At 44.0% G+C, this 16,319-nt stretch carries 11 protein-coding genes; 4 read left to right on the top strand and 7 right to left on the bottom strand.

Annotated features, from left to right (window positions below):
* Positions 1 to 28: 28 nt before the first annotated feature.
* The 7 genes from ACXACS_RS11205 to gyrA all read right to left on the bottom strand — a co-directional run bounded on the left by ACXACS_RS11205 (position 29) and on the right by gyrA (position 10,811).
* Positions 29 to 2,218, bottom strand: coding sequence for a PilZ domain-containing protein (locus ACXACS_RS11205; protein WP_474809250.1), 2,190 nt, complete (start codon positions 2,216 to 2,218; stop codon positions 29 to 31).
* 354 nt (positions 2,219 to 2,572) lie between these two features.
* Positions 2,573 to 2,860 carry an integration host factor subunit beta gene (ihfB, locus tag ACXACS_RS11200; protein ID WP_014949641.1) on the bottom strand — a complete coding sequence of 96 codons (288 nt, stop codon included), beginning with the start codon at positions 2,858 to 2,860 and terminating at the stop codon, positions 2,573 to 2,575.
* A gap of 76 nt (positions 2,861 to 2,936) precedes the next feature.
* On the bottom strand, positions 2,937 to 4,607 hold the full coding sequence (gene rpsA / locus ACXACS_RS11195) for a 30S ribosomal protein S1 (protein ID WP_474806593.1): 1,671 nt from the start codon (positions 4,605 to 4,607) through the stop codon (positions 2,937 to 2,939).
* A gap of 118 nt (positions 4,608 to 4,725) precedes the next feature.
* The gene (cmk, locus tag ACXACS_RS11190; protein ID WP_014976668.1) at positions 4,726 to 5,397 is read right to left on the bottom strand and encodes a (d)CMP kinase; all 672 of its coding nucleotides are present in this window, start codon (positions 5,395 to 5,397) and stop codon (positions 4,726 to 4,728) included.
* A gap of 184 nt (positions 5,398 to 5,581) precedes the next feature.
* Positions 5,582 to 6,865, bottom strand: a complete 1,284-nt coding sequence (aroA, locus tag ACXACS_RS11185; RefSeq protein ID WP_474809249.1) for a 3-phosphoshikimate 1-carboxyvinyltransferase — start codon at positions 6,863 to 6,865, stop codon at positions 5,582 to 5,584.
* A 1-nt stretch (position 6,866) separates the two neighbouring features.
* Positions 6,867 to 7,952, bottom strand: a complete 1,086-nt coding sequence (serC, locus tag ACXACS_RS11180) for a 3-phosphoserine/phosphohydroxythreonine transaminase (protein ID WP_474806591.1) — start codon at positions 7,950 to 7,952, stop codon at positions 6,867 to 6,869.
* Between the two features lie 144 nt (positions 7,953 to 8,096).
* Positions 8,097 to 10,811, bottom strand: coding sequence for a DNA topoisomerase (ATP-hydrolyzing) subunit A (gene gyrA, locus ACXACS_RS11175; protein ID WP_474806589.1), 2,715 nt, complete (start codon positions 10,809 to 10,811; stop codon positions 8,097 to 8,099).
* Between the two features lie 302 nt (positions 10,812 to 11,113).
* Here gyrA and ubiG point away from each other — a divergent pair, with 302 nt between their 5' ends.
* The 4 genes from ubiG to yfaE all read left to right on the top strand — a co-directional run bounded on the left by ubiG (position 11,114) and on the right by yfaE (position 16,229).
* Positions 11,114 to 11,818 carry a bifunctional 2-polyprenyl-6-hydroxyphenol methylase/3-demethylubiquinol 3-O-methyltransferase UbiG gene (gene ubiG / locus ACXACS_RS11170; protein WP_474806587.1) on the top strand — a complete coding sequence of 235 codons (705 nt, stop codon included), beginning with the start codon at positions 11,114 to 11,116 and terminating at the stop codon, positions 11,816 to 11,818.
* Between the two features lie 547 nt (positions 11,819 to 12,365).
* Positions 12,366 to 14,687 (top strand): class 1a ribonucleoside-diphosphate reductase subunit alpha, encoded by a 2,322-nt coding sequence (gene nrdA, locus ACXACS_RS11165; RefSeq protein WP_474806586.1) that lies wholly within the window; start codon positions 12,366 to 12,368, stop codon positions 14,685 to 14,687.
* Between the two features lie 126 nt (positions 14,688 to 14,813).
* The gene (gene nrdB, locus ACXACS_RS11160; RefSeq protein ID WP_269916991.1) at positions 14,814 to 15,944 is read left to right on the top strand and encodes a class Ia ribonucleoside-diphosphate reductase subunit beta; all 1,131 of its coding nucleotides are present in this window, start codon (positions 14,814 to 14,816) and stop codon (positions 15,942 to 15,944) included.
* Positions 15,945 to 15,956: 12 nt separating this feature from the next.
* Positions 15,957 to 16,229, top strand: a complete 273-nt coding sequence (yfaE, locus tag ACXACS_RS11155) for a class I ribonucleotide reductase maintenance protein YfaE (protein ID WP_474806584.1) — start codon at positions 15,957 to 15,959, stop codon at positions 16,227 to 16,229.
* The last annotated feature ends 90 nt before the right edge of the window (positions 16,230 to 16,319 follow it).

The following is a 16,319-nucleotide window of genomic DNA, read 5'->3' as shown; positions in this document are numbered from 1 at the left end:
AGCAAAGCGTGGGAATGCAGAAAAAGTATTAAGCTGCACCTTCACCTTCAATTTCATGGCGCTGAGGTTTTGCTATAAGGTTTTCCACCACTAAATCATGGTGAAGCGCAGACATATTCGTGATGAATATGCAGTGCGTATAACCTGCCTGCATGGTTTCAAGCTTGTCATACATAGCTTTATCTAACTTCGAAAGCTGCGCTAGCCGCTTTTTGGTCAACGGTGTTATAGCCCCGTGGCAGCGTATTGCGGTAACATCAGTAGCACTTAGCTGAATTTTTTCTTCATCTAACTGAGTTTTGATTTGTGTACGAAGCTTAGAGAACAAGAAATCCCGTTCTTTGATATACACCAAACGGCTGTCGCTTTTTCTCACGCAATGCACAACTAAAGCTTGTTCAGAGGTTTCTTTAAACATGGCTTCTAATATTTGGGATTTAGGCTTTGCCTGACCTTTGTCTGCAAAGAAACCATGAAGCGGGATGATATTTTGTGTACGTGAAAAGGGATAAAGATCGTCAGATGCATCGCTTTGATAGACGGTTTTTAGCCTGTCGAGTGTAAACCTATTCATTACGCAAAGTACCGATAGCGACGGCATATGCCTTACGGCAAGCTCCCAAATGTAACGATGTGTTGATCGCTGAATACGAGCAATATCTCTCACTTTAAAATAAGCCGTATTCTCTTCAACCATGTGGTCGACGTTAGAGCTCACTTTAGCTTTGCGCGTGTCTTCTACGAGGCATAGCCTGACCACGCCAGTTTCAGCTTGGTAATGCACAACCTTATATTTTTCGCCTTTAATTTTTAGTTCCGGCACAGAAACTCGTATCTCTTTTTGCAGATCGCTGTGCGGCGCAACTGTCAATTTCATACCGCTGGCGCTTAAATCGGCCACTCGCGCATCAAGAGAGGTAAGCAAGCCTACTTTGATGGAAGCGGGTTTATCGATAACGTAGCGAGTTTCACTCCGTCTATCTAAATCTTCTTCCATGACATAATCTATGCGCCAGTTGTCACCGCTAGCTTTCAACGTTTTAGACAAAGGCTTGAAATCGCATTTAGCAGAAAGCGTTAAGTTTGAGAGGTAGGCTGATACATCTTTGCAGTATAAAACATGGGAGATCTGGGCAAGCTGCTCAAATTCTTTACTCGCAATATCGTGAATAGCAAAGGCTTTTTGTTTATCTTCACGGGTCACGCTATCTAGGCGACAGTGGGTACATATAAAGTCACCACTTTTTGCAAGCAAATATACAAGCGCGTTAAGTTGCTTAAGCGCAAGTAGTTGCCTGTGTGTAGCGGTTATCTGTACGTTACCACTTTTGGTTTTAATATTGCCATGAAATACATAAGCTTCGTTGTACTTTCGCAACTCATCAACTAACGTAGAGAAAATAGGCTTATCTTGCAAACTTGTCAGTAGTTTGTCCGCATCATTGTGCTCGACATTCGCCTTAGTAAAAAGGGCTATCATAGGTTTGAGAGATTGCTTTTCAGGTGCAAGAAAAACAGGAAGCCACGGGCTATTTTCAAGTATTCGGTCGCGCTCGAGCTCCTGCATAGCACGCTCTATTTCTAAATCTCTCTGCAGCGGTTGCTTATAGGCAGTTACCGCAACATAACGTTTGAGCATTGCTAAAAACCCCTTATCGACGTCATCAGGAAAATTAAATGACGTTTCGTATTTCCCTAAATGTTTATTGTATTTTACAGACTCTAGTTCAAGGGTAATTTCAGTGGGTTCTTTGGTCAGGCCTTTAACTTCGGGAATGGTGAAAGTGATTACATCGCCGGTGGATGCATTAGGTGGCCTTTTCGTCTCTAAAGTAATTCCATTATGTGACATAGAGCTTATTGAGCAATGACGGCCTTTCTCGAATTCGGGGGAAGAAATAGTAAAGTTGGGCCGAATAGCAATGTCATCACCAAAGTCGATATCGGTAAACGACTGGCTTTCAACGTTAAATGCATCGACAATTTTTTTGAACTGTTCTTTTTTTATTTGATTTTGGTAAAAGTCTGAGTTCATTACTGACTCAAACACACCTACGGTGTACCTGTCTTGATAGAGTGACGTTTCGTTTTTAAGGATCTGCGCGCCAACTTTATCGAGGCGCATTTGCACACCGAAGTGCTTAAATTTCATGACGGGGAATTGGGCAAAAGCAGAATTATCAGCAGGCGCATCAGTCAACGATGTCAACCGAACCACCTCTTCTTTCACGACCTTTCGGACACTACTAGGCAGGCGCTTCGAAAACTTATTAATTCCCTCTAACAATCTATTTTGTTGTTCGTATGGGATTAACGCGCGAATGAGCGGCTGGTATTGTTTTATTATTGCTTGTTCGTCGCCGGCTGACATTACATCTATGTATACCGTTTATTATTATCAGAATAATATATAACCCTATTTAAGTCGGGGTCAATAGGCATTAAAAATTAAACAAATGTATATGGAGATATTCGTAAAATTAGGGGGGAATTAGAGTAAAAACGAGTAAAGCCTGCACAAAGAATATAGTCAGACACAAAAAAGCCGCTTTACAGCGGCTTTTAAAATGCATTATGCGATTGAGGCGTCTACCCTTTCGCGAAGCTCTTTACCAGGCTTAAAGTGCGGTACATATTTACCGTCTAGTTTCACCGTTTCACCCGTTTTAGGGTTTCTACCTACGCGTGGAGCGCGATAGTGAAGAGAGAAACTACCAAAACCTCTAATCTCAATACGCTCACCCTTTTGAAGAGTTTGCGCCATTTGCTCTAGAAGTTCTTTAATAGCCAGTTCGAGTTCTTTCGCCGGAATATGACGCGCTTGATCCGCGAGCCGTTCAATTAATTCAGACTTGGTCATGTTTAACCTCGTTGTCAATATTATTGTTTAAACAGCTATCGCGAATTGGGTGTGCAGATGCACACCCACAAAAGCATTATTCGCCTTTAGCAGCTTTAAATGCTTCTGCCATCGCGTTAGCGAAACCAACATCTTCTTGCTGGTTAACTTTATCAATAGCTTCTTTTTCGTCAGCCTGATCTTTCGCTTTAACAGATAGGTTAACAGTGCGGTTCTTACGGTCAACGCCCATGAACTTCGCTTCGATGCTATCACCAACGTTAGCCGCTTCTGTTGCGTCTTCAACACGCTCTACAGCAAGATCTGCAACGCGGATGTAGCCGTCAACTTCTTCAGCTAGGTTTACAGTAACGCCTTTCGCATCAACTGCTGTTACTGTACCAGTAACGATAGCACCTTTCTTGTTATCTGTCAGATACTTGTTGAAAGGATCTTCTTCGATTTGCTTAACGCCAAGAGAGATACGCTCACGCTCTGGGTCGACTTGTAGTACAACTGCAGAGATTTCGTCGCCTTTCTTGTAGTCGCGAACCGCGTCTTCACCAGACTTGTTCCAGCTGATGTCAGAAAGGTGAACTAGACCGTCGATGCCGCCGTCAAGACCGATGAAGATACCGAAGTCAGTGATTGACTTGATCTTACCAGACACTTTGTCACCTTTTTCGTGTGACTCAGCAAATGTTTCCCAAGGGTTAGCAATGCACTGCTTAAGACCTAGAGAAATACGACGACGCTCTTCGTCAATTTCAAGAACCATCACATCTACAGTGTCACCTAGGTTAACAACTTTAGATGGGTGGATGTTCTTGTTAGTCCAGTCCATTTCAGAAACGTGTACAAGACCTTCAACGCCGTCTTCGATTTCAACGAAGCAGCCGTAGTCAGTAAGGTTAGTAACCTGACCGTTGATCTTAGTACCTTCTGGGTAACGAGACGCAATTTCTTGCCATGGATCGTTGCCCATTTGCTTCATACCAAGAGAAACGCGCTGCTTCTCTTTGTCGAACTTAAGTACTTTAACGTTGATTTCGTCACCAACATTCACGATTTCACTTGGGTGCTTAACGCGCTTCCAAGCCATATCAGTGATGTGTAGAAGACCGTCTACGCCACCAAGGTCAACGAACGCACCGTAATCGGTAAGGTTCTTAACGATACCCTTGATTTCATGACCTTCTTCAAGGTTAGCAAGAAGCGTTTCGCGCTCTGCGCTGCTTTCTGCTTCGATAACTGCACGACGAGAAACAACAACGTTGTTACGCTTAGCGTCTAGCTTGATAACTTTAAACTCAAGCTCTTTGCCTTCAAGGTGCGTAGTGTCACGTACCGGACGTACGTCTACTAGTGAACCAGGAAGGAACGCGCGTACACTGTTAACTTCAACAGTGAAACCGCCTTTAACTTTACCGTTGATAACGCCTTTAATTGTAGCTTTATCTTCGTAAGCTTTTTCCAGCTCAACCCAAGCTTCGTGACGCTTCGCTTTTTCACGAGAAAGGATAGTTTCACCGAAACCATCTTCAACTGCATCTAGTGCAACGTCTACTTGGTCACCGATAGCGATTTCTAGTTCGCCTTCAGCATTTTTAAATTGGTCAGCTGGGATAGCACTTTCTGATTTCAAGCCTGCATCAACAAGAACGATGTCTTTGTCGATAGAAACAACAGTACCTTTTACAATTGAACCAGGACGTGTTTCTAGTTCTTGTAAGCTTTCTTCAAAAAGTTGTGCAAAATTTTCAGTCATAAGTCTCAAATAACTTTTAAGTTGATATCCACGCTTCTTATCCGGATAACGCGGGGTTATTAAAATTAGTCGCCACTTCCTGTAGCAACACTGCTTTGGATGCGTTCAGCTCTCGTCATTAAAGGCGTGAGGAAATAATATCCATCGCTTTTTCAAAGACTTGGTCAATATCCAAGTCCGTTGAATCTATAATTACTGCATCTTGTGCCGGTACCAAAGGAGCCACTGCACGCTGTGTATCGCGCTCGTCTCTTGCCTTGATATCGGTTAAAAGGCGCGCAATATTAACATCCATGCCCTTTGCTTTCAACTGGCTATAGCGGCGTTCTGCGCGGGCCTCTGCGCTTGCTGTAAGGAAAATCTTTACAGGCGCATCAGGAAATACCACGGTCCCCATGTCGCGACCATCGGCAACAAGACCTGGATCTTGTTGGAAAGCACGCTGTCTGCGAAGTAGCGCTTCGCGAACACGAGGTAATGCTGCAACTTTTGATGCCACAGCGCCAACCTCTTCAGTACGAATATCGTCAGTAACGTCTTCGCCTTCTAAGATAATGCGAGTGGTATCGCCATTCGTCTCGAAACTAACATCAAGACCGGTTGCTAGAGGAACAACACATTCTTCATCATCACACGGAAGGTCGTGGTGAAGTGCAGCAACTGCTAATACGCGGTAAATTGCGCCGCTATCTAGAAAGTGCCACCCTAATTTTTTTGCTAGCAAGCTACTTAACGTACCTTTGCCTGCACCACTAGGACCGTCAACCGTGACTACGGGTGTGGAATGCATACCTGCTCCATCGTTTAAATTACTAAAAATCGCGCGCAATTATACGCTTTAGTGAGAGATAAGCAATGCCGCCTCTTAGAGTCGGCATTGTACATTAGGATAAATCTGATTCAGATCAACGAAGCAACTAAAGGGTTAACCTACATAGCCCTTCATTGACCTCTGACTCATTTTTACAAGGCTTTTACGCGCTATATAAAGTTTTAAAGCGGGTAAAATAGTCTGGGAAGGTTTTGCGTGTACAACCTGGGTCGTTTATTGTCACCGGCGTATCGCTTAATGCAACTAGTGAAAAGCACATTGCAATACGGTGGTCGTTATACGTATCTATTTCAGCATGTTTTAGCGAATCAGTTGGCCATACTTTTATATAGTCGTGACCTTCTTCTACTTTCGCACCTAGCTTTTGAAGTTCGGTTGCCATAGCCGCAAGTCGGTCTGTTTCTTTAACACGCCAGTTATAGATGTTAGTCATGGTCGTAGGACCTTCAGCAAACAACGCTGTAGTGGCAATGGTCATGGCGGCATCCGGAATATGGTTCATATCCATGTTCACACCTTTAAGTGGCGCACCGGTTATTTCAACATACTCATCATTCCACACTACCTTTGCACCCATGGCCTCAAGCACGTCAGCAAAGCGGATATCACCTTGAATGCTTTTCTGCCCAATTCCGGTTACGCGTACCGTTCCGCCTTTAATAGCGCCGGCTGCAAGGAAGTAAGATGCAGAAGAAGCATCGCCTTCTACCATAAATTTACCTGGCGCAACGTACTTAGCGTCAGCAGAAACCGTAAACTTCTGGTAGTTGTCATTCTCTACACTGACGCCAAATTTAGCCATGGTGTCTAGCGTGATATCGATATAAGGCTTAGACACTAATTCGCCTTTGATACGAATAGTCACATCTCCTGAAAACAGGGGTGCTGCCATTAAAAGCGCCGTTAGAAATTGGCTAGACACGCTGCCATCAACCGACATTTCGCCACCGTTTAACGTCTTGCCTTTAATTTGAAGCGGCGGGTAGCCTTCATTTTTAAGATAGGAAACGTCAGCATCTGCTTCGCGTAGTGCATCCACTAAATCGCCTATTGGTCGCTCTTCCATTCGCGGTTCACCCGTTAACACGGTATCCACGTTACTTGCGGCAAGTGCTGCACATAAAGGTCGCATTGCTGTACCGGCATTACCTAAGAAAAGCTCAAGTGGCTCAGCCACCTCAAATGCGCCACCATTACCTTGCACAACGCATTGAGTTTTATCTTCGCTTAAGCGATAGCTAATACCTAACTTAGTAAGTGCGTTGAGCATATGCTCGATATCTTCGCTATCAAGCAAGTTAGTTAATTCAGTCTCACCTTGTGCTAACGCAGCAAGCAACAGTGCGCGGTTAGACAGACTTTTTGAGCCAGGTACATTGACCTCTCCCGATACTTTTGCAATCGGGTCTAATGTTAACTGCTCCATTTTATCCATTCACTCTTTCAAATTCGCGCATAAATTCAACTAGCGCAACAATGCCCTCTACCGGCATTGCATTATAAATACTGGCACGCATGCCCCCTACCGAACGATGCCCTTTAAGAGCAAGTAACCCTGCTTCTTGTGACTGTTTAAGGAACAATCCGTCAAGTTCAGCATTAGCTAAATGAAACGGCACGTTCATTTTTGAACGGTTGTCAGGGTGAACTTTACTTGAATAAAAGTCAGAACTGTCGATAGCTGAATACAATAACGCCGCCTTTTCAGCATTGCGTTTAGCCATAGCGTCAACGCCGCCCATGTCTTTAAGCCATTCAAATACAAGCCCTGCCAAGTACCATGAGAACGTTGGCGGTGTGTTGTACATAGAATCAGATTTTGCCGCTAAGGCATAATCGAAAATAGAGGGCGTTTCTTTACGTGCTTTGCCAACTAGGTCTTCGCGAACAATAACCACAGACAAACCGCTTGGGCCGATATTCTTTTGTGCGCCGGCGTAAATAACACCGTGTTTTGCCACGTCTAGCGGTTGTGACAATATCGTCGAGGACATATCAGAAACAAGCGGAACATTTCCTGACTCCGGTAACCAATCGTAAGCAATACCGTCTACCGTTTCGTTCGGGCAAAAATGGTAATAGGCCGCAGACTGATCGATATCACTCAGAGCAGGCTTAGCGATATAGTGAAGCCCGTCCTTTTCTGTGACATTGCCCACCACTACCGCGTTATTGTATTTGTTTGCTTCACTTACCGCGCCTTTTGACCAAGATCCGCTCACTAAGTGAAGGCTGGTATCCTCAGTGGATGACAAATTAAGGGGAACAGCAGCAAATTGACCACGTCCACCACCGTGCGTGAAAAGCACATGGTAGTTAGATGGCACAGATAGCAAGTCACGCAAATCCTGCTCTGCTTTTGCGGCTATCTCAATGAAGTCTTTACCACGATGACTGACTTCCATAACAGAGCAGCCTAAATCGCGCCAATTTGTAAATTCTGATTGTGCCTTTTCCATCACTTCTTTGGGAAGCATGGCCGGCCCAGCACTAAAGTTAAAAACCTCTTTCATTGCGTTTTTCAACACCTGTAGATAAGTACCGTTCAACCCGCTTTATCTCAAACATTTTGCGAGCTTATTAGGTAAACAAGCGGCAAAAGCCGCTTGTTTGAAAGAACACTGATAATGCGCATGGCTTAAGCTTGCGCGCTATCCCTACTCTTCTGTCGTTGAGCTATCACCGTCTTCTGCGGTGTTTTCTTGCTCTTGAACAGCAGTTTCTGCTTGTTCTGGCGCATCGTCCGAAATGATTGGGTTACCGTCCTCATCGAGTTCCTGCAACTCTGCCACTTCTTCAATACGTTGTAACCCTACAACGTGCTCGCCTTCTACTGTACGTATTAAGCGAACGCCCTGCGTGTTACGGCCTACTACTGACACCTCGCCTACACGGGTACGAACCAGTGTGCCTTGGTCACTAATAAGCATAATTTCATTGGTTTCGTCTACTTGAACCGCGCCAACTACTTTACCATTACGCTCAGACACCTTAATTGATACAACACCTTGTGTTGCACGGCTCTTAGCTGGGTAGTCCTCTAGCGGTGTACGCTTACCGAAACCATTCTCTGTCGCTGTTAGGATTGGGCCGTCTCCTTTAGGAACAATAAGTGACACCACTTTTTGCCCATCTTGAAGACGAATACCGCGAACCCCTGTTGCCGTTCTTCCCATAGGACGAAGAGCTAGTAACTCTTCCCCAGTCTCTGGGTCACGCTTAACTTCACCGGTTTCGCTGTCGCGAAGCTTCTCGTTAAAGCGAACTACTTTACCGGCATCAGAGAACAACATGATGTCGTCATCACCATGGGTAATATCAACACCAATTAGCTCATCACCTTCATTTAGGTTAACAGCGATAATACCGCTTGAACGAGGGCGAGAATATAGGCTTAAGTCAGTCTTTTTCACTGTACCGTTTGCCGTTGCCATCAGTACAAACTTGCCTTCTTCGAATTCTTTAATAGGAAGAATAGCAGTAATACGTTCATTATCTTCTAGCGGCAGTATGTTCACAATCGGGCGTCCGCGTGCATTTCGGCTAGCGAACGGTAATTGATACACTTTCAACCAGTACAAGCGACCTCGGGTTGAGAAGCACAGTATGTGATCGTGGGTATTGGCAACAAGAAGCTTCTCGATGAAGTCTTCATCTTTCATCTTAGTTGCTGACTTACCACGACCACCACGACGTTGTGCTTCGTAATCTGTAAGCTTCTGGTACTTCACATAACCTTCGCGAGAAAGCGTTACAACAACGTCTTCTTGCTCGATTAGATCTTCAATATCGATATCGTGACTTGCAGCGGTAATTTCAGTACGACGCTCATCACCAAATTCATCGCGGACTTTTTCAAGTTCTTCTTGAATCACTTCCATCAAGCGCTCTGGGCTATTAAGGATGTGAAGAAGTTCTGCGATTAGCTCTAGAAGTTGCTTGTATTCTTCAAGGATCTTCTCGTGCTCAAGACCCGTTAGCTTATGTAAGCGTAGGTCAAGAATCGCTTGCGCCTGCTGTTCTGTTAGGTAGTACTTGCCGTCGCGAATACCAAATTCAGGCATTAACCAGTCTGGACGCGCTGCGTCATCGCCTGCGCGCTCAAGCATTTGAGAAACGTCGCCTAAGTCCCAACCTTGTGCAACAAGAGATTTCTTCGCATCTGCTGGGCTTTGCGACGCTTTAATCAACTCGATAATCGGGTCGATATTAGCAAGTGCGATTGCCAAACCTTCAAGGATATGGGCACGGTCACGAGCTTTACGTAATTCAAATACCGTACGACGTGTTACCACTTCACGGCGGTGAAGAATAAAGGCTTCAAGCGTCTCTTTAAGGTTAAATACTTTAGGCTGACCATTGTCTAGCGCAACCATATTAATACCGAATACCGTTTGGAGCTGGGTATTAGCATATAAATGGTTAAGCAGAACTTCGGCAGATTCGTTACGTTTAACTTCAATAACAATGCGCATGCCGTCTTTATCAGACTCATCACGCAGTGCCGAAACGCCTTCAATACGCTTCTCTTTTACCAGTTCAGCGATCTTTTCAATAAGACGTGCTTTATTAACTTGGTAAGGGATTTCATTAACAACAATGGTTTCTTTACCACTGTTGTCTGTCTCGATTTCGGCTTTAGCACGAAGATAAATTTTACCGCGACCAGTGCGGTACGCATCTTCAATACCTTTACGACCGCTGATCATCGCCGCCGTTGGGAAGTCAGGACCAGGAATATGGGTCATCAGATCATCAATGGTGATCGATGGGTCTTGAATTAAAGCAACACAACCGTTGATGACTTCGGTAAGGTTATGCGGCGGTATGTTTGTCGCCATACCAACTGCAATACCTGACGAACCGTTAACTAGAAGGTTAGGCACCTTAGTTGGCAATACTTCAGGGATAAATTCAGTACCGTCGTAGTTAGGTACAAAATCAACGGTTTCTTTATCTAAATCGGCAAGTAATTCGTGCGCAATTTTCGCCATGCGAACTTCGGTATAACGCATCGCAGCGGCAGAGTCACCGTCTACAGAACCAAAGTTACCTTGACCGTCAACCAGCATGTAGCGCAGTGAAAACGGTTGGGCCATACGAACGATAGTGTCGTAAACCGCAGAGTCACCGTGAGGGTGATATTTACCAATTACGTCACCTACCACACGGGCAGATTTTTTGTATGGCTTGTTAAAGTCGTTTTTCAGTTCGTTCATTGCGAACAGCACACGACGGTGCACTGGCTTCAAGCCATCTCTTACGTCAGGCAAGGCTCGCCCGACAATAACGCTCATCGCGTAATCAAGGTAGGAGTTCTTTAACTCTTCCTCAATATTAACGGGGAGGATTTCTTTAGCGTTATCAGACATAAACTGCTTAATCCCTTTATTTTGGTTTGTTCTGCGTTATCCAGCGCTTAACTTCACATCATTGTGAAAGCAAGGCTTGGGAGCGCACTGTTGTTATTATGTGGGTCATAATCGTGCTTCGAGTGTACCACTTGATGACAGAATTATGTAGCGCTTAATTACGCTTATTAATCAACTAAAAGGCAAGCGATTATTTTTCGTTCATCCCTTCGTATAATTTAGCTATTTCTGTTTAAAAACAGTGAAACACAACCTGAATTTACGATATCTTAAAAAGAGATAGGTTAAGGATTGTTTTACTAATGACGAACGTCGATCAACAAGAAATCAATAAATTCTCTGAACTTGCGTCTCGATGGTGGGATCCAGAAGGCGAATTCAAGCCACTACACCTTATTAACCCACTGCGCCTAGACTTCATTAATCAACATAGCCAAGGGTTATTTGATAAGAAAGTCGTGGACATAGGTTGTGGTGGCGGCATTCTCGCTGAATCTATGGCCCGTGCTGGAGCAATAGTTACAGGGCTAGATATGGCAGAGGCTTCGTTAGAAGTGGCCAAACTTCACGGTTTAGAGTCTGGGGTTAAAGTTGACTACGTCTGCTCAACGGCTGAAGCATTTGCCGAAGCAAACGCAGGTCAGTTCGATGTAGTTACCTGTATGGAGATGTTAGAGCACGTGCCCGACCCTGCCTCTGTTGTTATGGCCTGCGCGAAGTTAGTAAAACCTGGCGGCCATGTTTTCTTCTCTACACTGAACAGAAACCTGAAGTCATATTTGATGGGGATCCTTGGCGCAGAATACATTCTGAAATTAGTACCTAAAGGTACGCACGATCACGGTAAATTTATAAAGCCTTCCGAACTTATGGCGATGACGGATCAAGCAGGTTTGCTTCCTCGCGACATGACAGGTTTGCATATGGACCCGATTTCTCAGGGCTTTTATCTTTCGTCTAATAATGTTGACGTGAACTACTTACTATATACAGTAGCGCAAAGTTAATTTAACACTATATGTTGGGCTGCGGCGATATTTTAAACACCATATATCGTGTCTGTATAAAAATTGAATTCTAAGAATAAATTAATTTTTATACTTAAGATTTTGTTTAAAACGCTTGCATTCCAGATATTTTACGCTTGTAGAACGCTAAAAAGTTAGTTGTTACTAACATAAATTTCATGCCAGATTGAGTGCTTGAAATACCACCAGATATTGGGTTGCAATCAAGACAAAACCTCACTATCTTGTGTTTAATTCAGCACGGGATCCCACCAATAATTTTTCGGGATCTCAACTAATGACAAACTGTCTCTGGGACACCACTGATAGTTTGAAACAATAATCTCGCTGAAAACAAAAAAGCAGTAAAGAATTTAACGAGCAGTCTCTACTACAATACTTCTTGGTATTAGTTTAGGCCGCTTTTTGTGTGTGTTTTTAACTGGCGTGAGCCAACAACGTTAACAACATACGCATTTAAAATTAAAACGAAAATGGGCAACAGATAGCCCACGCATCAAGCGCTAACAGACAAACGGCCAGTAACATGAACAACAACTTATTCGTCACCAAACGAAACGGTGAAAAAGAGTCCATCGACTTAGAAAAAATCCACAAAGTCGTTACATGGGCAGCTAAAGGATTAAACAACGTTTCTGTTTCACAAGTTGAAATAAAAGCGCAAATTCAGTTCTATGACGGCATTAATACCAGCGAGATCCACGAAACACTGATTAAGTCAGCGGCTGACCTGATCTCTACTGATGCGCCAGACTACCAATACTTGGCCGCGCGCCTGGCTATTTTCCATCTTCGTAAAAAAGCGTACGGACAATTTGAGCCGCCAGCGTTACTTGAACACGTTGGAAAAATGGTAGATTTAGGAAAGTACGACAAGCATTTACTTGAAGACTACACGCCTGAAGAATTCGCAGAAATGGAAACCTACATCGACCATTGGCGCGATATGAACTTCAGCTATGCTGCAGTTAAACAACTTGAAGGCAAGTACTTAGTTCAAAACCGTGTTACTGGCGAAATTTATGAAAGTGCACAGTTCCTTTATATTCTCGTAGCAGCATGTCTTTTCGCAAATTACGACAAAGCGACGCGTATGGATTATATCCGTCGTTTCTACGATGCTGCTTCAACGTTTAAGCTATCGTTACCTACCCCAATTATGGCAGGCGTACGAACGCCTACGCGTCAGTTCAGCTCGTGCGTACTTATTGAAACAGGCGACAGCCTAGACTCAATTAACGCAACGGCAAGCGCGATAGTTAAATACGTTAGCCAACGCGCGGGCATTGGTGTGAATGCAGGTCGCATTCGTGCACTAGGCAGCCCTATTCGTGGTGGTGAAGCATTCCACACTGGCTGTATTCCATTCTACAAATACTTCCAGACTGCAGTGAAAAGCTGTTCACAAGGTGGCGTTCGTGGCGGTGCGGCTACGTTGTTCTACCCTATCTGGCATATGGAAGTAGAATCTCTACTAGTGCTTAAGAATAACCGCGGTGTAGAAGAAAACCGTGTACGTCACTTAGACTACGGTGTTCAGTTCAACAAACTCATGTATCAGCGCATGATGAAAGATAGCTACATTTCATTATTTAGTCCATCTGACGTTCCAGGTCTTTATGATGCGTTCTTTGCTGATCAAGACAAGTTCGAAGAGCTATACGTTAAATACGAGAACGACGACAGCATCCGTAAGAAGCAAATCAAAGCGATGGAACTGTTTAGCTTGTTCATGCAAGAGCGTGCAAGCACAGGTCGTATATACCTTCAAAATGTTGACCACTGCAATACGCATAGCCCGTTCAACCCAGAAGTTGCGCCAGTTCGTCAAAGCAACTTGTGTCTTGAAATTGCGCTACCGACTAAGCCGCTTCAGCATGTAAACGACGAAAATGGTGAAATTGCCCTTTGCACGCTGTCTGCATTTAACTTAGGTGCGATTGAGTCAGTTGATGAGTTTGAAGAACTCGCCGATCTAGCAGTACGCGCTCTTGATAATCTACTTGATTACCAAGACTACCCTGTCCCTGCTGCGTACAACGCAACTATGGGCCGTCGTACTCTAGGTGTGGGTGTTATCAACTTCGCTTACTACCTTGCTAAGAACGGCGTTAAATATTCAGATCATAGCGCAAACGGTTTAGTCCACCGCACGTTTGAAGCAATGCAGTATTACCTACTGAAAGCGTCGAACAACCTGGCTAAAGAGAAAGGTGCGTGTCCTAAGTTTAACGAAACGACTTATTCGCAAGGCATCATGCCAATTGACAGCTACAAGAAAGACCTTGATAGCGTATGTAACGAACCGCTTCATTACGATTGGGATGCACTTCGCGAAGAAATCAAAACACACGGACTGCGCAACTCTACGCTGTCTGCATTAATGCCTTCAGAGACATCTTCACAGATCTCTAATGCGACCAACGGTATTGAGCCGCCACGTGGTTTCATCAGCATTAAGTCGAGTAAAGATGGTGTTCTTAAGCAAGTTGTACCTGAGTACGAAACGCTAAGAGACCAATACGAGCTACTTTGGGATATTCCTTCAAACGATGGCTACCTGCAACTTGTGGGTATCATGCAGAAGTTTATCGACCAAACTATCTCTGCAAACACTAATTACGACCCAAGTCGTTATGAAGGTAACAAAGTCCCAATGAAGCTTCTGCTTAAAGACCTTCTTACAACTTACAAGCTTGGTGTTAAGACACTTTATTATCATAACACTCGTGACGGTGCTTCAGACACCTCGGCGTTAGACGCTAAAGCAAACGAGCCTATGCCACGTCAAGAAGAAGTCGTGGTAGAGGAAGATGATGATTGTGCAGGCGGTGCGTGTAAAATCTAAAACACGCCCTTTTGCAAAAATGGCAGGTTCGTAAATGGATTTTACGGTAACGCCTGCCATTAACGTTTCGCAGCAAGAACACAAACAATAATACGCGTTAATCATTAAGTTTTTAGTTAGGCCATCATGAAATACACTACGTTTAATCAGCAAAGTACTAATCCATTGATCGAGCCGATGTTTTTCGGTAATCCCGTAAACGTTGCACGCTATGATCAGCAAAAGCATGCCATTTTCGAAAAGCTTATTGAGAAACAAATTAGCTTTTTTTGGCGCCCTGAAGAAGTAGACGTTTCTCGCGATCGTGTCGATTTTCAAAAATTGACCGACCCAGAAAAGCATATCTTCATATCAAACCTTAAGTACCAAACCCTTTTAGATTCGGTACAAGGTCGTAGCCCAAATATTGCGTTCTTGCCTATTATCTCGCTACCCGAGTTAGAAACATGGGTTGAGACATGGTCTTTCTTTGAGACTATTCACTCGCGCTCATATACCCATATCTTGCGTAACTTGTTCTCAGACCCGAGTGAAATATTTGAAGATATCGTAGTAAACGACGAGATTAAGCGCCGTGCCGCTGATATCTCGAAGTATTATGACGACCTCATTTTTGCCACTCAACTTTGGCAAACACAAGGTGAAGGCGTTCATACCGTTAATGGTACTGCGTACACAATTAATATGTACGAGCTTAAAAAGAAGCTTTATCTGTGTATGAACTCGGTAAATGCGCTTGAAGCGATCCGCTTCTACGTGTCTTTTGCTTGTACGTTCGCTTTCGCAGAACGCAAATTAATGGAAGGTAACTCGAAAATCATTCGATTGATTGCCCGTGATGAGAACCTTCACTTATCTTCAACCCAGCACATTCTAAACTTGTGGGCCAAGGGTAAAGATGATCCTGAAATGGCGCAAATAGCAGAAGAATGTAAAGAAGAAGCCCGCGCTATCTTCATGAATGCGGTTGAGCAAGAAAAGCAATGGGCTGACTATCTGTTCCAAAACGGCTCTATGATTGGCCTTAACAAAGAAATTCTTTGCCAGTACGTTGAGTACATTGCGAATCAACGTATGTCTGCCATAGGTCTAGATACACCATTTGAGATTAGCAGCAACCCACTACCTTGGATGAATAACTATCTAAATTCAGACAATGTACAAGTAGCCCCACAAGAATCTGAAATCAGCTCTTACCTAGTTGGACAAATAGATTCTGCAGTAAGCGAAGACGACTTTGCTGATTTTGAGCTGTAAACCTACAGCTTAATGAGCAGTAACGATAAATCACTCCGCATCGACGTTGTCGATGTGGGGGCGATTATTTCCCCCTCTGATACCACTATCTTAAGCGCCCTCGAATCAGCAGGCGTCAATATTCACTACCACTGCCGTGAGGGCTTTTGCGGTGCGTGTCGAACTAAGCTTATTGAAGGCGAAGTTGAGTACACCACCGATCCCCTCGCCTTTATTGATGATGATGAAATTCTTCCTTGTTGCTGCGTGGCTAAATGCCCGCTAAAAATAAAAGTCCCCCTGTAGCCTCTTCATTCACCGCTCTCATCAGCATTCTCACAGCATTTATACGAATTAATGTAATCCACTTCAATACTTAGACGTAGCAACTTACAA

The sequence above is a fragment of the Alteromonas sp. AWM4_230 genome, assembly GCF_056158305.1.
This window is presented reverse-complemented; position numbering and strand designations above follow the sequence as displayed.

What these genes read in the sequence shown, in the direction of transcription:
- ihfB (WP_014949641.1), bottom strand. Translation starts at nt 2,860, where the DNA reads ATGACCAAGTCTGAATTAATTGAACGGCTCGCGGATCAAGCGCGTCAT.
- aroA (WP_474809249.1), bottom strand. Translation starts at nt 6,865, where the DNA reads ATGGAGCAGTTAACATTAGACCCGATTGCAAAAGTATCGGGAGAGGTC.
- nrdB (WP_269916991.1), top strand. Translation starts at nt 14,814, where the DNA reads ATGAAATACACTACGTTTAATCAGCAAAGTACTAATCCATTGATCGAG.
- serC (WP_474806591.1), bottom strand. Translation starts at nt 7,952, where the DNA reads ATGAAAGAGGTTTTTAACTTTAGTGCTGGGCCGGCCATGCTTCCCAAA.
- ubiG (WP_474806587.1), top strand. Translation starts at nt 11,114, where the DNA reads ATGACGAACGTCGATCAACAAGAAATCAATAAATTCTCTGAACTTGCG.
- nrdA (WP_474806586.1), top strand. Translation starts at nt 12,366, where the DNA reads ATGAACAACAACTTATTCGTCACCAAACGAAACGGTGAAAAAGAGTCC.
- rpsA (WP_474806593.1), bottom strand. Translation starts at nt 4,607, where the DNA reads ATGACTGAAAATTTTGCACAACTTTTTGAAGAAAGCTTACAAGAACTA.
- cmk (WP_014976668.1), bottom strand. Translation starts at nt 5,397, where the DNA reads ATGCATTCCACACCCGTAGTCACGGTTGACGGTCCTAGTGGTGCAGGC.
- gyrA (WP_474806589.1), bottom strand. Translation starts at nt 10,811, where the DNA reads ATGTCTGATAACGCTAAAGAAATCCTCCCCGTTAATATTGAGGAAGAG.
- yfaE (WP_474806584.1), top strand. Translation starts at nt 15,957, where the DNA reads ATGAGCAGTAACGATAAATCACTCCGCATCGACGTTGTCGATGTGGGG.